Annotated in this window: 9 protein-coding genes, 20 tRNA genes, 1 rRNA gene and 2 pseudogenes; 30 read left to right on the top strand and 2 right to left on the bottom strand. The window is 40.8% G+C overall.

Translation table 11 applies throughout. From position 1 onward, the window contains the following. The first annotated feature begins 11 nt into the window (after window positions 1–11). The 22 genes from LCP48_RS17980 to LCP48_RS17875 all read left to right on the top strand — a co-directional run bounded on the left by LCP48_RS17980 (window position 12) and on the right by LCP48_RS17875 (window position 3,343). A complete protein-coding gene (locus LCP48_RS17980; RefSeq protein WP_051145746.1) occupies window positions 12–1,082 on the top strand; it encodes a cysteine desulfurase family protein in 1,071 nt (356 codons plus the stop codon). Between the two features lie 278 nt (window positions 1,083–1,360). Further along, a 5S ribosomal RNA gene (gene rrf, locus LCP48_RS17975) occupies window positions 1,361–1,476 on the top strand. Between the two features lie 10 nt (window positions 1,477–1,486). Next, window positions 1,487–1,562 (top strand) — tRNA-Val (locus tag LCP48_RS17970). 3 nt (window positions 1,563–1,565) lie between these two features. Beyond that, a tRNA-Thr gene (locus LCP48_RS17965) sits at window positions 1,566–1,641 on the top strand. Window positions 1,642–1,648: 7 nt separating this feature from the next. Next, a tRNA-Lys gene (locus LCP48_RS17960) sits at window positions 1,649–1,724 on the top strand. 17 nt (window positions 1,725–1,741) lie between these two features. Beyond that, a tRNA-Leu gene (locus LCP48_RS17955) sits at window positions 1,742–1,826 on the top strand. 37 nt (window positions 1,827–1,863) lie between these two features. Continuing rightward, window positions 1,864–1,938: transfer RNA gene (locus LCP48_RS17950), tRNA-Gly, on the top strand. Between the two features lie 5 nt (window positions 1,939–1,943). Beyond that, window positions 1,944–2,032, top strand: a tRNA-Leu gene (locus LCP48_RS17945). Between the two features lie 8 nt (window positions 2,033–2,040). Beyond that, a tRNA-Arg gene (locus LCP48_RS17940) sits at window positions 2,041–2,117 on the top strand. A gap of 9 nt (window positions 2,118–2,126) precedes the next feature. Further along, a tRNA-Pro gene (locus LCP48_RS17935) sits at window positions 2,127–2,203 on the top strand. 16 nt (window positions 2,204–2,219) lie between these two features. Then, window positions 2,220–2,295: transfer RNA gene (locus LCP48_RS17930), tRNA-Ala, on the top strand. Window positions 2,296–2,323: 28 nt separating this feature from the next. Further along, window positions 2,324–2,397: transfer RNA gene (locus tag LCP48_RS17925), tRNA-Met, on the top strand. A gap of 7 nt (window positions 2,398–2,404) precedes the next feature. Continuing rightward, a tRNA-Ile gene (locus tag LCP48_RS17920) sits at window positions 2,405–2,481 on the top strand. A 15-nt stretch (window positions 2,482–2,496) separates the two neighbouring features. Beyond that, a tRNA-Ser gene (locus LCP48_RS17915) sits at window positions 2,497–2,589 on the top strand. Between the two features lie 53 nt (window positions 2,590–2,642). Next, window positions 2,643–2,717: transfer RNA gene (locus LCP48_RS17910), tRNA-Met, on the top strand. A gap of 3 nt (window positions 2,718–2,720) precedes the next feature. Continuing rightward, a tRNA-Asp gene (locus tag LCP48_RS17905) sits at window positions 2,721–2,796 on the top strand. Window positions 2,797–2,854: 58 nt separating this feature from the next. Further along, window positions 2,855–2,930: transfer RNA gene (locus LCP48_RS17900), tRNA-Phe, on the top strand. Between the two features lie 5 nt (window positions 2,931–2,935). Beyond that, window positions 2,936–3,009 (top strand) — tRNA-Gly (locus tag LCP48_RS17895). Between the two features lies 1 nt (window position 3,010). Continuing rightward, window positions 3,011–3,087, top strand: a tRNA-Ile gene (locus LCP48_RS17890). A 4-nt stretch (window positions 3,088–3,091) separates the two neighbouring features. Then, window positions 3,092–3,168 (top strand) — tRNA-Asn (locus tag LCP48_RS17885). A gap of 10 nt (window positions 3,169–3,178) precedes the next feature. Further along, window positions 3,179–3,269, top strand: a tRNA-Ser gene (locus tag LCP48_RS17880). A gap of 2 nt (window positions 3,270–3,271) precedes the next feature. Then, window positions 3,272–3,343: transfer RNA gene (locus LCP48_RS17875), tRNA-Glu, on the top strand. Between the two features lie 137 nt (window positions 3,344–3,480). On the opposite strand, the pseudogene LCP48_RS17870 reads toward LCP48_RS17875, so the two are convergent. After that, window positions 3,481–4,144: pseudogene (locus tag LCP48_RS17870) on the bottom strand (ABC transporter ATP-binding protein); the annotation flags it as partial. On the opposite strand from LCP48_RS17870, the pseudogene LCP48_RS23545 reads away from it, so the two are divergent. From LCP48_RS23545 to LCP48_RS17840, 5 genes and pseudogenes are all read left to right on the top strand, one after another. Next, window positions 4,145–4,783, top strand: a pseudogene (locus tag LCP48_RS23545) (ABC transporter substrate-binding protein); the annotation flags it as partial. Between the two features lie 51 nt (window positions 4,784–4,834). Next, window positions 4,835–6,049, top strand: a complete 1,215-nt coding sequence (locus tag LCP48_RS17855; RefSeq protein ID WP_202341394.1) for a diaminopropionate ammonia-lyase — start codon at window positions 4,835–4,837, stop codon at window positions 6,047–6,049. Window positions 6,050–6,192: 143 nt separating this feature from the next. Then, window positions 6,193–6,954, top strand: a complete 762-nt coding sequence (locus tag LCP48_RS17850) for a MerR family transcriptional regulator (RefSeq protein ID WP_004225905.1) — start codon at window positions 6,193–6,195, stop codon at window positions 6,952–6,954. 75 nt (window positions 6,955–7,029) lie between these two features. Then, on the top strand, window positions 7,030–7,479 hold the full coding sequence (locus LCP48_RS17845; RefSeq protein WP_004225907.1) for a TraR/DksA C4-type zinc finger protein: 450 nt from the start codon (window positions 7,030–7,032) through the stop codon (window positions 7,477–7,479). Window positions 7,480–7,526: 47 nt separating this feature from the next. Further along, entirely contained in the window at window positions 7,527–8,453 is a 927-nt protein-coding gene (locus LCP48_RS17840; RefSeq protein WP_066038114.1) for a dipeptidase, read from the top strand. 12 nt (window positions 8,454–8,465) lie between these two features. Here the strand turns inward: LCP48_RS17840 and LCP48_RS17835 are convergent, their stop codons facing one another. Next, the gene (locus LCP48_RS17835) at window positions 8,466–9,386 is read right to left on the bottom strand and encodes a 1,4-dihydroxy-2-naphthoate polyprenyltransferase (protein ID WP_016992515.1); all 921 of its coding nucleotides are present in this window, start codon (window positions 9,384–9,386) and stop codon (window positions 8,466–8,468) included. A gap of 247 nt (window positions 9,387–9,633) precedes the next feature. On the opposite strand from LCP48_RS17835, the gene LCP48_RS17830 reads away from it, so the two are divergent. The 3 genes from LCP48_RS17830 to menH are packed head-to-tail and all read left to right on the top strand — an operon-like array spanning window position 9,634 to window position 13,533. Further along, the gene (locus LCP48_RS17830) at window positions 9,634–11,019 is read left to right on the top strand and encodes an isochorismate synthase (protein WP_216485354.1); all 1,386 of its coding nucleotides are present in this window, start codon (window positions 9,634–9,636) and stop codon (window positions 11,017–11,019) included. Further along, window positions 11,012–12,727 carry a 2-succinyl-5-enolpyruvyl-6-hydroxy-3-cyclohexene-1-carboxylic-acid synthase gene (gene menD / locus LCP48_RS17825; RefSeq protein ID WP_225340403.1) on the top strand — a complete coding sequence of 572 codons (1,716 nt, stop codon included), beginning with the start codon at window positions 11,012–11,014 and terminating at the stop codon, window positions 12,725–12,727. The genes LCP48_RS17830 and menD overlap by 8 nt, the downstream gene beginning before the upstream one ends. Further along, a complete protein-coding gene (gene menH / locus LCP48_RS17820) occupies window positions 12,724–13,533 on the top strand; it encodes a 2-succinyl-6-hydroxy-2,4-cyclohexadiene-1-carboxylate synthase (protein WP_216485355.1) in 810 nt (269 codons plus the stop codon). The genes menD and menH overlap by 4 nt, the downstream gene beginning before the upstream one ends. The last annotated feature ends 21 nt before the right edge of the window (window positions 13,534–13,554 follow it).

Raw genomic sequence — 13,554 nt, 5'->3', positions numbered from 1 at the left:
CGATGATTTATATGGATTATGCTGCAACATCACCTATGATGAGGGAATCTCTTGAGGCATATGTAGAGGTGGCACAACGGTATTATGGAAATAGTGCGAGTCTGCATGATTTAGGGGGACAAGCTCTTTATTTTGTCCAGCAATCAAGAGAGGTTGTAGCCCAAGCCCTAGGTGTAACTAGTGATGGTGTAATTTTTACGGGTAGTGGAACAGAGGGAAATCTCATAGCCATCTTATCGTTAGCACTAGCCTCAAAAAAAGGAAAACACATTATTTCTTCTCAAGCTGAGCATACGTCAGTGCATGCAGCTTTGAATACACTTGAGAAAAAGGGCTTTACTGTAACAAAATTACCTTTGCAGAAGGATGGTTGTGTTGATCTGGGACAATTGCAACAAGCAATCCGAGAAGAGACTGCTTTGATTACCATTCAACATGTCAATTCTGAAATTGGTTCAATCCAGCCTGTAGAGAAAATCGTAAAGATGGCAAGCAAATCAAATATTTTCTGTCACGTTGATTGTGTACAATCATTTGGTAAACTAGCTATACCAAAGGGGGCCGATGCTATTACCATCTCGGCTCATAAAATAGGTGGGCCAAAGGGCTGTGGTGCTATATATATGAACCCTGTAATCAGAGTACCTGCATTAACACCAGGTGTGACACATGAGAGGGGTCTTAGAGGGGGGACATTAGATACTCCTGCAATCGTGGCCTTTGCCGCGGCAATTGAAAACTATCAATATGAGTTGCAACATTATGAAACGTTAAGAGATTATTTTGAAAATAATTTACCTGAAACATGTCAACTCGTTGAATGTAAACAGCAACTACCTAATATTTGTGGGGTAATGATGGAGAAAGTAGAGGGGCAATATGTTCTTTTAAAGTTAAATGAGGCGGGAATCTGTATCTCTACTGGTAGTGCATGTGATATTCATAGTGAATCGGGAACAAAGGCTATTCTATCTATGGGGTTCTCTTTGGAAGCGGCACGCCAATTTTTTAGAATATCTTTTGGTCCTTCTACTACACTTGAGGATATTGTAAAATTAAAAATAGAGCTTTCAAATATTTAATGAAAAGACGAGTGAAGGATTATATATATTCTTCACTTGTATTGAAATAGATTATAAGCTAATAATATCGGCAAATAAAATAATTGTTTTCTTTTGAACCAACAATTGCTATAATATTTTGCAGGGCAATATTTTCTCTTACTTAACAAAAATATCTTTAAAAAGTAATAATTTCTTTTTTTTTATAAAAAAGTATTGCACAATGTTAGAAAACGTTATACAATAATTCTTGTCTTGAAGGACAGGTAAACAACTTCAAAACAAGATACATAACAAAGTCTAGTGATGATGGCAAAGAGGTCACACCCGTTCCCATACCGAACACGGAAGTTAAGCTCTTTAGCGCCGATGGTAGTTGGGGGCTTCCCCCTGTGAGAGTAGGACGTCGCTAGGCATAATACCCAGGAGGATTAGCTCAGCTGGGAGAGCATCTGCCTTACAAGCAGAGGGTCGGCGGTTCGAGCCCGTCATCCTCCACCATATGCCGGTTTAGCTCAGCAGGTAGAGCAACTGACTTGTAATCAGTAGGTCGTGGGTTCGATTCCTATAGCCGGCACCATTTTTTCGAGCCATTAGCTCAGTTGGTAGAGCATCTGACTTTTAATCAGAGGGTCGAAGGTTCGAGTCCTTCATGGCTCACCATTTTCAAATAATAATAAGCGGGTGTGGCGGAATTGGCAGACGCACTAGACTTAGGATCTAGCGCCGCAAGGCGTGGGGGTTCGACTCCCTTCACCCGCACCATTATTTTCATTGCCAGATAAAAAAAGCTTATGCACATGCGGAAGTAGTTCAGTGGTAGAACACCACCTTGCCAAGGTGGGGGTCGCGAGTTCGAACCTCGTCTTCCGCTCCAAATGTGCCGGGGTGGCGGAACTGGCAGACGCACAGGACTTAAAATCCTGCGGTAGGTGACTACCGTACCGGTTCGATTCCGGTCCTCGGCACCATTTTAAATGCGCCCGTAGCTCAATTGGATAGAGCGTCTGACTACGGATCAGAAGGTTATGGGTTCGACTCCTGTCGGGCGCGCCAAAAGAACAACGGGAAGTAGCTCAGCTTGGTAGAGCACTTGGTTTGGGACCAAGGGGTCGCAGGTTCGAATCCTGTCTTCCCGACCATTTCCAAAAAAATTATGGGGCCTTAGCTCAGCTGGGAGAGCGCCTGCCTTGCACGCAGGAGGTCAGCGGTTCGATCCCGCTAGGCTCCACCATAAGTAAATTAACCAGTATAAAGATCCTGGCGGCGTAGCTCAGCTGGCTAGAGCGTACGGTTCATACCCGTAAGGTCGGGGGTTCGATCCCCTCTGCCGCCATCTTAAAGGACCTTTAGCTCAGTTGGTTAGAGCAGACGGCTCATAACCGTCCGGTCGCAGGTTCGAGTCCTGCAAGGTCCACCATTTATATATTGTAACGGAGGTATACCCAAGTCTGGCTGAAGGGATCGGTCTTGAAAACCGACAGGCGGGTAACACCGCGCGGGGGTTCGAATCCCTCTACCTCCTCCAGTTTTAAATTTTTATAAATGGTGCTTTAAAAACTCGAAACAGCATAAAATTATCGCGGGGTGGAGCAGTGGTAGCTCGTCGGGCTCATAACCCGAAGGTCGTTGGTTCAAATCCAGCCCCCGCAACCAAAAGGTCCCGTGGTGTAGCGGTTAACATGCCTGCCTGTCACGCAGGAGATCGCCGGTTCGATCCCGGTCGGGACCGCCATTTTTAAAATAAAAGTCATGAGAAGCAAAAGAGTGAGTAAGCTTAGCATGGACGAAATGGGTCAGTAGCTCAGTTGGTAGAGCATTAGATTGAAGCTCTAAGTGTCGGCGGTTCGATTCCGTCCTGACCCACCATTTATGCGGGTGTAGTTTAATGGTAAAACCTCAGCCTTCCAAGCTGATGTCGTGGGTTCGATTCCCATCACCCGCTCCAAGGGCCTATAGCTCAGCTGGTTAGAGCGCACGCCTGATAAGCGTGAGGTCGATGGTTCGAGTCCATTTAGGCCCACCATTATTCCGAAGTAGCTCAGTTGGTAGTAGCACCTGACTGTTAATCAGGTTGTCGCAGGTTCGAGTCCTGCCTTCGGAGCCATTTTTATTTTGGGGAAGTACTCAAGAGGCTGAAGAGGCGCCCCTGCTAAGGGTGTAGGTCGGGTAACCGGCGCGAGGGTTCAAATCCCTCCTTCTCCGCCATGGGCCCGTTGGTCAAGTGGTTAAGACACCGCCCTTTCACGGCGGTAACACGGGTTCGAATCCCGTACGGGTCATACTAAGTGCAGTAGATAAATTTACATCTACTGCACTTTTTAATTTACTAGGTACTTAGATTAATAACATAGCTATATTAAATGAAAGCCTACACAGATTGATCATTCTGTGTAGGCTTATTTTTTCAAATTAACGATTAAATTTTTCGTCCTTTTCCATATGGAATGTAAAGAGGTGTACCAAAGATTGGATCTGTCGTCATTTGGCAATCAAGGTCAAACACATGACTAACTAAATCAGTTGCCATAATTCTTCTGGTTTCCCTTGACGATAGACACCACGATCACTCACTGTAATAATATGATCGGCATAGCGACAAGCAAGATTAATATCATGTAGTACTATAATAATAGTTCGCTTTTGCTGTTGGTTCAATTCGTACAGTAAATCTAAAACGTCTATTTGATGAGTTAAATCTAAGCATGGCGTAGGCTCGTCTAAAAGAATGATATCTGTTTCTTGAGCAAGACTCATATCCAAGCACGTTGACGTTGCCCTCCTGATAGCTCATCTACTGGTCTATCTTGTAAATGCTCAGTACCTGTAGCTTTTAAAGCATTTAAAACGATTTCTTCATCCTTTTCAGTCCACGGTTGTCGCCAACTTTGGTAAGGATAGCGACCTTGTTTCACAAGTTGTAGGACAGTTTAGCCTTCTGGTGCAACAGGCGATTGGGGAAGAATGGAGGGGTTTTTAGCCACTTGTTTTGTTGATAATTTAAAAATATCCTCACCATCTAATAAAACGGAGCCTTTTTTAGGTTTTAATAATCGATCAATGGAGCGTAGGAGTGTAGATTTAATTTAATTATTGGCAATAAATTACGACAAGAAAGAGATTTATGCGAAACTTAGCAAAATTGCTCCAACTGTGTTTTCTGATACATTACGTGGTGACTGGAAAGAGAATTTTAAATTATACGTTAAAGCAGTAAATCAAGAAACAAAAGGTGAAGAAGTACTAAAAGCTTTATGAAGATAAGTTACAAGCACTGAAAGAAGAACTTGGAGAACAAATCAACCAAGAAGTTTCATTTGTACGCTTTATGGCCGATAAATCTCGTATCTATTACACAGATTCATTCTCAGGTGTGATATTTGATGCTTTAGGATTTAAACGTGTTGCAGCGCAAGCAGATTTATTTAAAGATAATGCAAAACTAGGAAACTTAGCGATTGAAGTAGGGAAAGAAGCAATCTCTCAAATGGATGGGGATGTTATTTTCTACAACAGGCGATGATTCAGCACTAGCAACTGAACAAGAGTGGACACAAGACCCTCTTTGGAAAAACTTAACAGATGTCCGAAAAGGCAATGCACATAAGGTGGATGATGTCATTTGGAATACGGCTGGAGGCATTTTAGCTGCGAATATTATGCTAGATCAAGGGAAAGAAATCTTTGTTTATTTCCTAATATATACTCTCCTGGTACTTTAAAGTTAGATAGACTATGATGTAGATAGTGAGCATAAATTGAGGGGGATGGCGATGAAGGAAAAATTAAGGTGGGTTTATAATCAGCATTATTTAGAGCAAGATCATATAAAACAAGCAACAGCAATACTTCCATATTTTTCACTAGATCAAGTGAGGAAGGTCGGTCAATTTCAGCGTACATATGAGCAATTTGAGAAGACACCACTCCATCATCTTGAGGCACTATCTTCATATATGGGTGTAGAAAATGTCATGGTTAAAGATGAATCTTATCGATTTGGTTTAAATGCCTTTAAAGTTTTAGGCGGTATTTATGCAATTGCGCAATATGTTGCCAATAAGCTTGGAAGGAATATAGAGGAGCTATCATTTGAACAGCTAAAAACCCCAGAAGTAAGAGGACAAATAGGCAATCTAACATTTATTTCAACGACAGATGGTAATCATGGTCGTGGTGTGGCATGGGCGGCCAGAGAACTAGGTTTTCAAGCAAGAATATATATGCCAGCTGGTAGCGCCGCTGAGCGGTTACTTCATATTAAAAGTGAAGGGGCTTTTGCTGAAATTACGACAATGAATTATGACGATACTGTTCGTTATACCTCACAGCTTGCACAAGAAAATGGCTGGGTCTTGATTCAGGATACAATGTGGAAAGGCTATGAAGAAATTCCATTATGGATTATGCAGGGGTATACAACCCTTGTACAGGAGATTGTTGAACAGATTCAGCAAGCCCCAACACATGTATTTTTGCAAGCTGGTGTTGGGTCCTTTGCAGGAGCAGTAGTAGCGTTTTTACAGCAATACTATGAGCAGGAAATTACATTTGTCTTGGTTGAACCACATGTCGCTAATTGCTATTATGAAAGCCTTAAGAAAAATACAGATCAATTTGTCACTGTTGGTGGGGAGATGCAAACAATAATGGCAGGTCTTGCTTGTGGTGAACCTAATCCACAGGCTTGGCAAATCTTAAAAGCCTTCATAAAAATAAGTATCTCGTGTGAGGAAGAAATAGCAGCAACAGGTATGCGCATTCTAGGAAATCCTTTAGCTACAGACACACGCATTATAGCTGGTGAATCAGGAGCGGCTCCATTTGGTTGCTTTTATGAATTAATGACTAATGAACAATATAAGGAATTAAAACATGCCTTGCACCTAAATGAACATGCAAGGGTGCTGTTTATTAATACAGAGGGTGATACAGATAAAGAGAGTTATCGAGAAATAGTGTGGCATGGGAAATATGCGAATCAATAGCAAACTAGTGATTTACTAGTTTGCTATTTTTACTTTTGTAAAAGGATTTGAAGGTATGATTAAGTTTGATTAAAATTTTTTCATTTTACTCTTGACCTTAACGTTGCGTCAAAGCTTACAGTAGCATTAGTGGAGGTGATGATATGGAATATACCATTCAGGAGCTTGCTCAACTATCGGGCGTTAGTACAAGAACATTGCGTTATTATGATGAAATTGGATTGCTAAAACCAGCCAGAACCAATGAGGCAGGTTATCGATTTTATGGCCAATGGGAGGTCGATATGTTGCAGCAGATTTTATTTTATCGTGCATTAGATATGAAATTAGCGACAATTCAGGCTATTGTTCAAACACCAAATTTTCAACATGCTGAGGCGCTCAAAACACATAAAGCTGCTTTGCTTCAACGCAAAGAACAGTTGGAAACGATCTTACAAACAGTAGAAAAAACAATACAATCCATTGAGGAGGAACAACCAATGTCAAATGAAGAAAAATTTAAAGGCTTTAAAGAAAAGTTAATGGAGGATAACGAAAAGCAGTACGGCAAAGAAATCCGTGAGAAATATGGGAATGAAACAGTGGATGCATCCAATGCTAAGCTTATGAACATGACCGAGCAACAATATCAAGCGATGCAACAGCTAGAACAGCAAATGTTTGAACGCTTAGCAGAGGCAATGAAACTTGGAGATGCTGCAAGTGACATTGCGATGGAAGTTGCAGAGTTGCATAAACGCTGGCTCAACTTTACGTGGAAAGAGTATTCCAAAGAGGCACATGCAGGGCTTGCACAAATGTATATTGCTGATGAACGTTTTACAGCTTATTATGATGAGCGTGGTGAAACAGGAGCAGCACAATTTTTGCATGACGCCATTATAGCTTATACAAGTAAGTAAATCGGTCTTCCTTATGCTGACATGTTTTAGAAATCGTAAAATAGGAAAAAATGAAAGCATGAGGAGGAGATTATTGTGGATCAACAAGTAATGCAACAATTAAAAAGACAACTAGAGCAAGAATTACAAGAAATAGAACAACGAATAGAAGAATCAGAGCGACCACAAGCGACAGAACTATCAAATTATGATAATCATCCAGCTGATAATGCAAGTGATTTAACGGATCAGCTTACAGAAATGGCTATTGATGAGCATCGTGGTGAGAATGCTGAAGAAATAAAAGAAGCTCTTCAAGCAATGGCAGACGGTACATATGGCAAATGTGCAGTCTGTGGTAAAGAAATTCCGATTGGTCGCTTAAAGGCAATGCCGCAAGCTCTGACATGTGTGGAGCATGCTGAAAAGAAAGAAGACAATTTACGACCAGTGGAAGAAGATGTTCTTTCTTCAACACCAAAATCAGATGATTTTATCGAGCTGGAGGAATTCGGCTCTTCTGATACACCACAGGATAAAATTTAGTCAGTTTTTCCTTGCAGAAGCAGTATAATAACTGTAGAGGTGAGGATATGAAGATTATTGATTTACATTGTGATGCGCTTTTAAAGTTAACTACTCTTGAAACGGCAAATTTTGCAGAGGATGTGCGAATACATGCTAATCAAAAAAGATTGCAATTAGGGCAAGTAGAGGCTCAAGTGTTCGCTATCTTTATTGACCCAAAAATCCCACAAAATTTGCAATTTCTTGAGGTCATGCGCCAAATCGAAGCATTCCATACTCACGTATTACAAACAGAGGGCATGGTGCATATTACAGATTGGGCACAGTTAGATCAATTAGCTCCCCACGAAATAGGAGCCATTTTAAGCTTAGAGGGCTGTAGTGCCATTGGCGAAGATTTAACAAAACTGACAGCTGTACTGGATGCAGGGGTGAAGTTGGTAGGTTTAACATGGAATGAAGAAAATGCTGTGGCCCATGGTGCTGAACAGGATGCAACTCTTGGTTTAAAGCCATTTGGTAAAGAAGTTATACAATTATTAAATGAACGCGATATTATTATTGATGTGTCCCATCTAAATGAGCAAAGCTTTTGGGATGTCTTGCCGCTTGCAAAGCATATTATTGCAAGCCATAGTAATGCACGTGCACTATGTGATCACCCGCGTAACTTAACTGATGCCCAGGCAAAGGCACTTGTTGAGGCGGGAGGACATATCCATGTAGTTTATTTCCCACTCTTTATAGGCAAAGGTGCAACACTAGACCATTTAGTGGGGCATGTGGAGCATTTAGCTAAACTGGTAGGCGTGGAGCATATTGGATTAGGCTCCGATTTTGATGGGATTGATAGGACTGTCAGTGGCTTAGCCCATGCAGGAGAGGCGCAAAATTTACTAGAGGCATTACGTACACGCTTTTCAGATGAAGAAGTGTATGGTATTGCAAGCCAAAATTTTCGACGCTATGTAAAAAAAGCAGCAACCCGTTAAGGCTGCCGCATCTTAATAAAAGAAATAATGAATTAATAAACCGATTCCTAATAGGAAGCCGAAGAATGTATTTGTTTGCGCTGTATATTTCATTGCAGGCATTACCTCTTTGGCTTCTTTTTTGTCTCGGAAAATTTGAATGGCACGTAATGGTTTTGGAATACTTAGGAAGATGATTAATGCCCAAAAAGTAATACCATCAACTGCTACAAGAGCAATCACCCATAAATAAGAGACGATAAAAAAGCCTGATAACACGGAAATTGCATTATCACGTCCTACCAAAATAGCTAAGGTTTTTCGTCCGCCTTCTGTATCGCCAACAATATCACGTATATTGTTCGATAGCATAATGGCACCGACTAAAATCATGCTTGGTACAGAGAGCAAGACAGCATCTAGTGTTACTGTAAGCGCTTGAATATAGAAGGCAATTAATACAATGCCCATCCCCATTACTGCGCCAGAAACAATTTCACCAAATGGCGAATAGGCGATTGGGTATGGTCCACCTGTATATAAAAAGCCAATAAGCATACAAACAAGTCCGACAACAGCTAACCACCAAGATGTTGAGGCACATATGTAAATGCCAAGAAGCATGGCAATAGCATAAAAGCTTAATGCAATCATCATAATTGTTTTTGGCTGTACACCATGACGGACAATCGTTCCGCCAATCCCGACGGAATGCTCGTTATCTAATCCTAATTTGTAATCATAATATTCATTGAACATATTCGTTGCTGCTTGTATAAGCATACTTGCAATGAGCATAGCAAAAAATAGTCCAAAATCAATTGTTTCTTTTTCAATTGCTAAGGCAATTGCTGTTCCTAGGAATACAGGAACAAATGAAGCGGTTAAAGTATGTGGACGTGTTAAATGCCACCAAACTTTAAAACCCCTATCAGCTTCAATGACTTTGGTCATAAGGTCTTTCTCTCCTTCAAATGTTGTCGACTCTTCTTATTTTAAACGAAGATTGAGAAAATGGGTAGGTTCACAGCTTATTACATACTGTTTAATGAAAAAAAGTGATACAATAGAACATGCATTTATGAACTGAAAATAAAAAAGAACGATTAGCAACAGGACGAATCACGTGTTGCCAACCAAAATATGATGTGTTATTTAACCATCATTCATTATGTACATTGCAACAACGGAGGTAATTTTCATGCAACAGAAGTGGTACCAAGCCACAGAAGTAGAAGTGGACTCTTTGGGCCAAAGCCTTCATTTTTATATGGAAACAATGGAAGTAAGTCGCCTATCTGCACTGGCGTTTTATGCAGCTGGCGAGGAATGTTATAAAGGTGAACGATTTTATTGGCAAAATAGAGAAAAAACAATGACATTAGTTGGGCTAGGACATGCTCATACTATTCAAAACAACGCTAAAGAAAACCGCTTTGATGCAGTTGAAGCGGAATGGAAAAACATAACGAAAAACTGTCCAAAAGGTCAACAAGCGTTACAACCAATTTTGTTTGGCGGTTTTACATTTGATCCTCAAAATAATGTAGACGGGGAATGGACGGATTTCCCAGAGGCTTATTTTGCATTAGCAACGTTTCAACTGGTGATACGCGATGATAAAGCATACGTAAGTATTCACCTTTTGACACAAGACCAACAGGCTGAGGATCAGTTCGAAGCGCTAAGAAAAGAGCGCGATCATTTAATCCATGCAGCTCAGGTTAAAGAAGTGAAAACGTATACAAAACCTGAAATCATAAGTTATTTTGAACCATATAAAGAGCCTTATTTAGCCTCAATCGATCAAGTGACAGCATTAATTAAACAGAAAAAGGCAGATAAAGTGGTCATTGCACGATCACTTGCTTTGCAATTTAAAGAGTATGTATCCGCACCACAAGTACTTTCTCAAATTATTCATGAACAACCAGAAAGCTATTTATTTGGTTTAGAGCATAGACATTTATTATTTTTCGGAGCATCACCTGAACGACTTGTGAAGGTAGAAGATGGTCGAGCATTTTCTTCTTGTGTTGCTGGCTCAATTAAACGAGGTAAGACTGCAGAGGAAGATGAGGCTTTTGGACAAAGTTTATTAAATGACCCTAAAAATGGCGGAGAACATCAGTATGTTGTGGATATGATTGCGGAAACATTCCGTAAAAATTGTGTGGACATGACGGTGCCAGATAGACCACGCTTGTTAAAAATACGAGATATTCAACATCTGTATACGCCTGTTGAAGGTCAGTTAAATCAGGATGCAACAATCTTACAATTGACTAAATCATTACATCCAACACCCGCTTTAGGTGGTGTACCACGCAAAGAAGCATTGGCAGCCATCCGTAAATATGAGCCGATGAATCGGGGACTGTATGCTGCGCCAATAGGCTGGCTAGATGCAGAGGGTAACGGTGAGTTTGCAGTTGCCATACGTTCAGCAGCCTTACTAAATGATAAAGCTTATTTATATGCAGGCGGTGGAATCGTCGCAGATTCAGAGCCGCAATCTGAATATGAAGAAACATTAGTAAAATTCCGTCCAATGCTTCGTGCGCTAGGGGGACAATTACATGAGTGAACGAAAAATACTAACAGATTATGTTTATAAAATGGTCGCATCGCTAGTGCAAGCTGGTGTAGAGAATGTTGTCGTTAGTCCAGGCTCACGTTCAACACCGCTTGCTTATGCGGTTGCTTCTACTAAACAAGTAAAAATGTATCGGCAGGTAGACGAGCGCTCAGCAGCATTCTTTGCGCTAGGGCTTGCTAAGGCAACTACTAAGCCTGTGGTTCTTTTATGTACATCTGGTACAGCAGCAGCTAACTATTTTCCTGCGATTGTGGAGGCAAGCTATGCACGTGTACCATTAATCATTATAACAGCTGATCGCCCACATGAATTACGTGAGGTAGGCGCCCCACAGGCTATCAACCAACCCAATTTATATGGTTCACATGTAAAGTGGAGTGTTGATTTTCCGTTAGCAGATGGTGCTGAACCAACATTGCCTTTTATTGAGCGTCATCTTGCTCGTGCGGTAGCCATTGCCACGAGCGCACCTTTTGGACCAGTCCATATTAATGTACCTTTCCGTGAACCACTATTAATTGATTTACAGCAGGAGCTACCAGCAGTGACGTTTAAGCACAGCAGTATGGGACAATTAACCCCAACACGCGTGGATCAACAGGAACTATCCTCTATTATACAATCAACTAAAAGAGGTTTTATGATCATCGGTGAGTTAGCTCTTGGTACAGAATTATCCATAGTTTGGGAATTTGTACGTCAGCTGAAGTGGCCTGTCATTGTTGAAAGTTTATCGAATATGCGTACATCCGTACCAGAGGATTGTTTACCATTTATCGTGACAACCTATGATGCCATTATGAAGAGTGATGACTTCAAAGCACTGGTGCAACCAGATACAGTAATCCGAATAGGGGCACAACCAGTTTCGAAGTTTATAATGCAATTTATTACAAAGTCACGTCCAAATGCGTATGTGATTATCGATGAAGACCCTATGTTTAGAGATGCTACAGGTGTATCTACGCATTTTATTCATGCGAATGTCGATCAGTGGCTAACAGAATTAGCTATCACTGAAACGGCTATCGAGGAAACATACTTAGTCGAATGGCAAAAAGCAAATCAGCTTGCTTCTATGTTTATTGAACAATACGCAGAGGTAGAAAAAGATGAAGGGGCTATAGTCAGTCGTTTACTCAAAATGATTCCTGACGGTAGTGATATTTTCGTAAGCAGTAGTATGCCAGTACGAGATATTGATACATTTTTATTGGCTACACCAAAAGATCTACGTGTTTTTGCCAATCGAGGAACGAACGGGATTGATGGTGTCGTATCAACAGCAATCGGTTTCAGTCAGGGGAATAATCGAGAAAGTTATTTACTGATTGGTGATTTAGCCTTTTTACATGATGTGAATGGACTCATTGCTTCCAGATATCAGGAATGTAACTTAACGATCATTGTGATGAATAATGATGGCGGTGGTATTTTTTCTTATTTACCACAGTCAACTGTTGAAGATCACTATGAGGATTTATTTGGCACACCTACAGCCCTTGAATTCCGTGACATTGCACATATGTATGATATGGACTATGTACGTGTCGAAACAATCTCTGAGCTTTCTGAGAAATTTTCAACATGTAAAAACCATTCTTTACGATTAGTTGAAATATTTACAGATAGAGCCGAGAATGTGAATGCACATCGAGGTCTATGGAATCGAATTAATGCGGAGTTAAAAGCATGACAAAGTGGATGATTCGTGGTCTTGAAACCCATGTCGACATATGGAATGAAAACGGTGAATACACAGTTGTTGCCTTACATGGATTTACTGGTAGCTCAGCAACATGGCATAATCTAGCACAAGCTCTACCTCATGTGCGTGTTATTGCCGTTGATTTAATCGGACATGGTCAAACAGCTATTCCACAGCACGTACAGCGTTTTTCTATGGAGGAGCAATTACAGGATTTAGAAGAACTATTTTGCCAGCTTCATTTAGAGAAATTTACGCTGTTAGGCTATTCAATGGGTGGAAGAATCGCTTTATCCTATGCCATTTCGTATCCAGCTCGTATACATCAGCTCATTTTAGAAAGTGCTTCTCCTGGCTTGCGAACAATGGAAGAGCAACATGAACGTTGTAAGCGAGATGAAGAACTGGCGCAAAAAATAATGACAAATGGTTTACTGTCCTTTGTCAATGCATGGGAAAGCATCCCGCTTTTTGCTTCACAGCAACGTCTACCTAAAAGGGTAAGAGAAACCATTCGAGAAGAGCGACTTTCACAAAAGGAAGAGGGACTCGCTGGTAGCTTGAGAGGTATCGGGACAGGCGTTCAACCTTCAAATTGGGATAGACTGACGCAATTAGAAATACCTGTCCTGCTAATTACTGGTTCATTGGATGAAAAATTTTGTAAAATTGCACTAGAAATGAAAGCGCTATTAAATACTGTTAAGCATTTAACAGTAAATGACGCTGGACATGCAATTCATGTGGAAAATCCCGCTGAGTTTGCTACAATAGTAGAGGAGTATTTAACGTAATATACGATTACGTTAGCGCCT

The organism is Lysinibacillus capsici (assembly GCF_020217405.1).
Taxonomy (GTDB): domain Bacteria; phylum Bacillota; class Bacilli; order Bacillales_A; family Planococcaceae; genus Lysinibacillus; species Lysinibacillus capsici.
The sequence above is the reverse complement of the archived record's forward strand: the minus strand, read 5'-3'. Positions and strand labels throughout refer to the sequence as shown.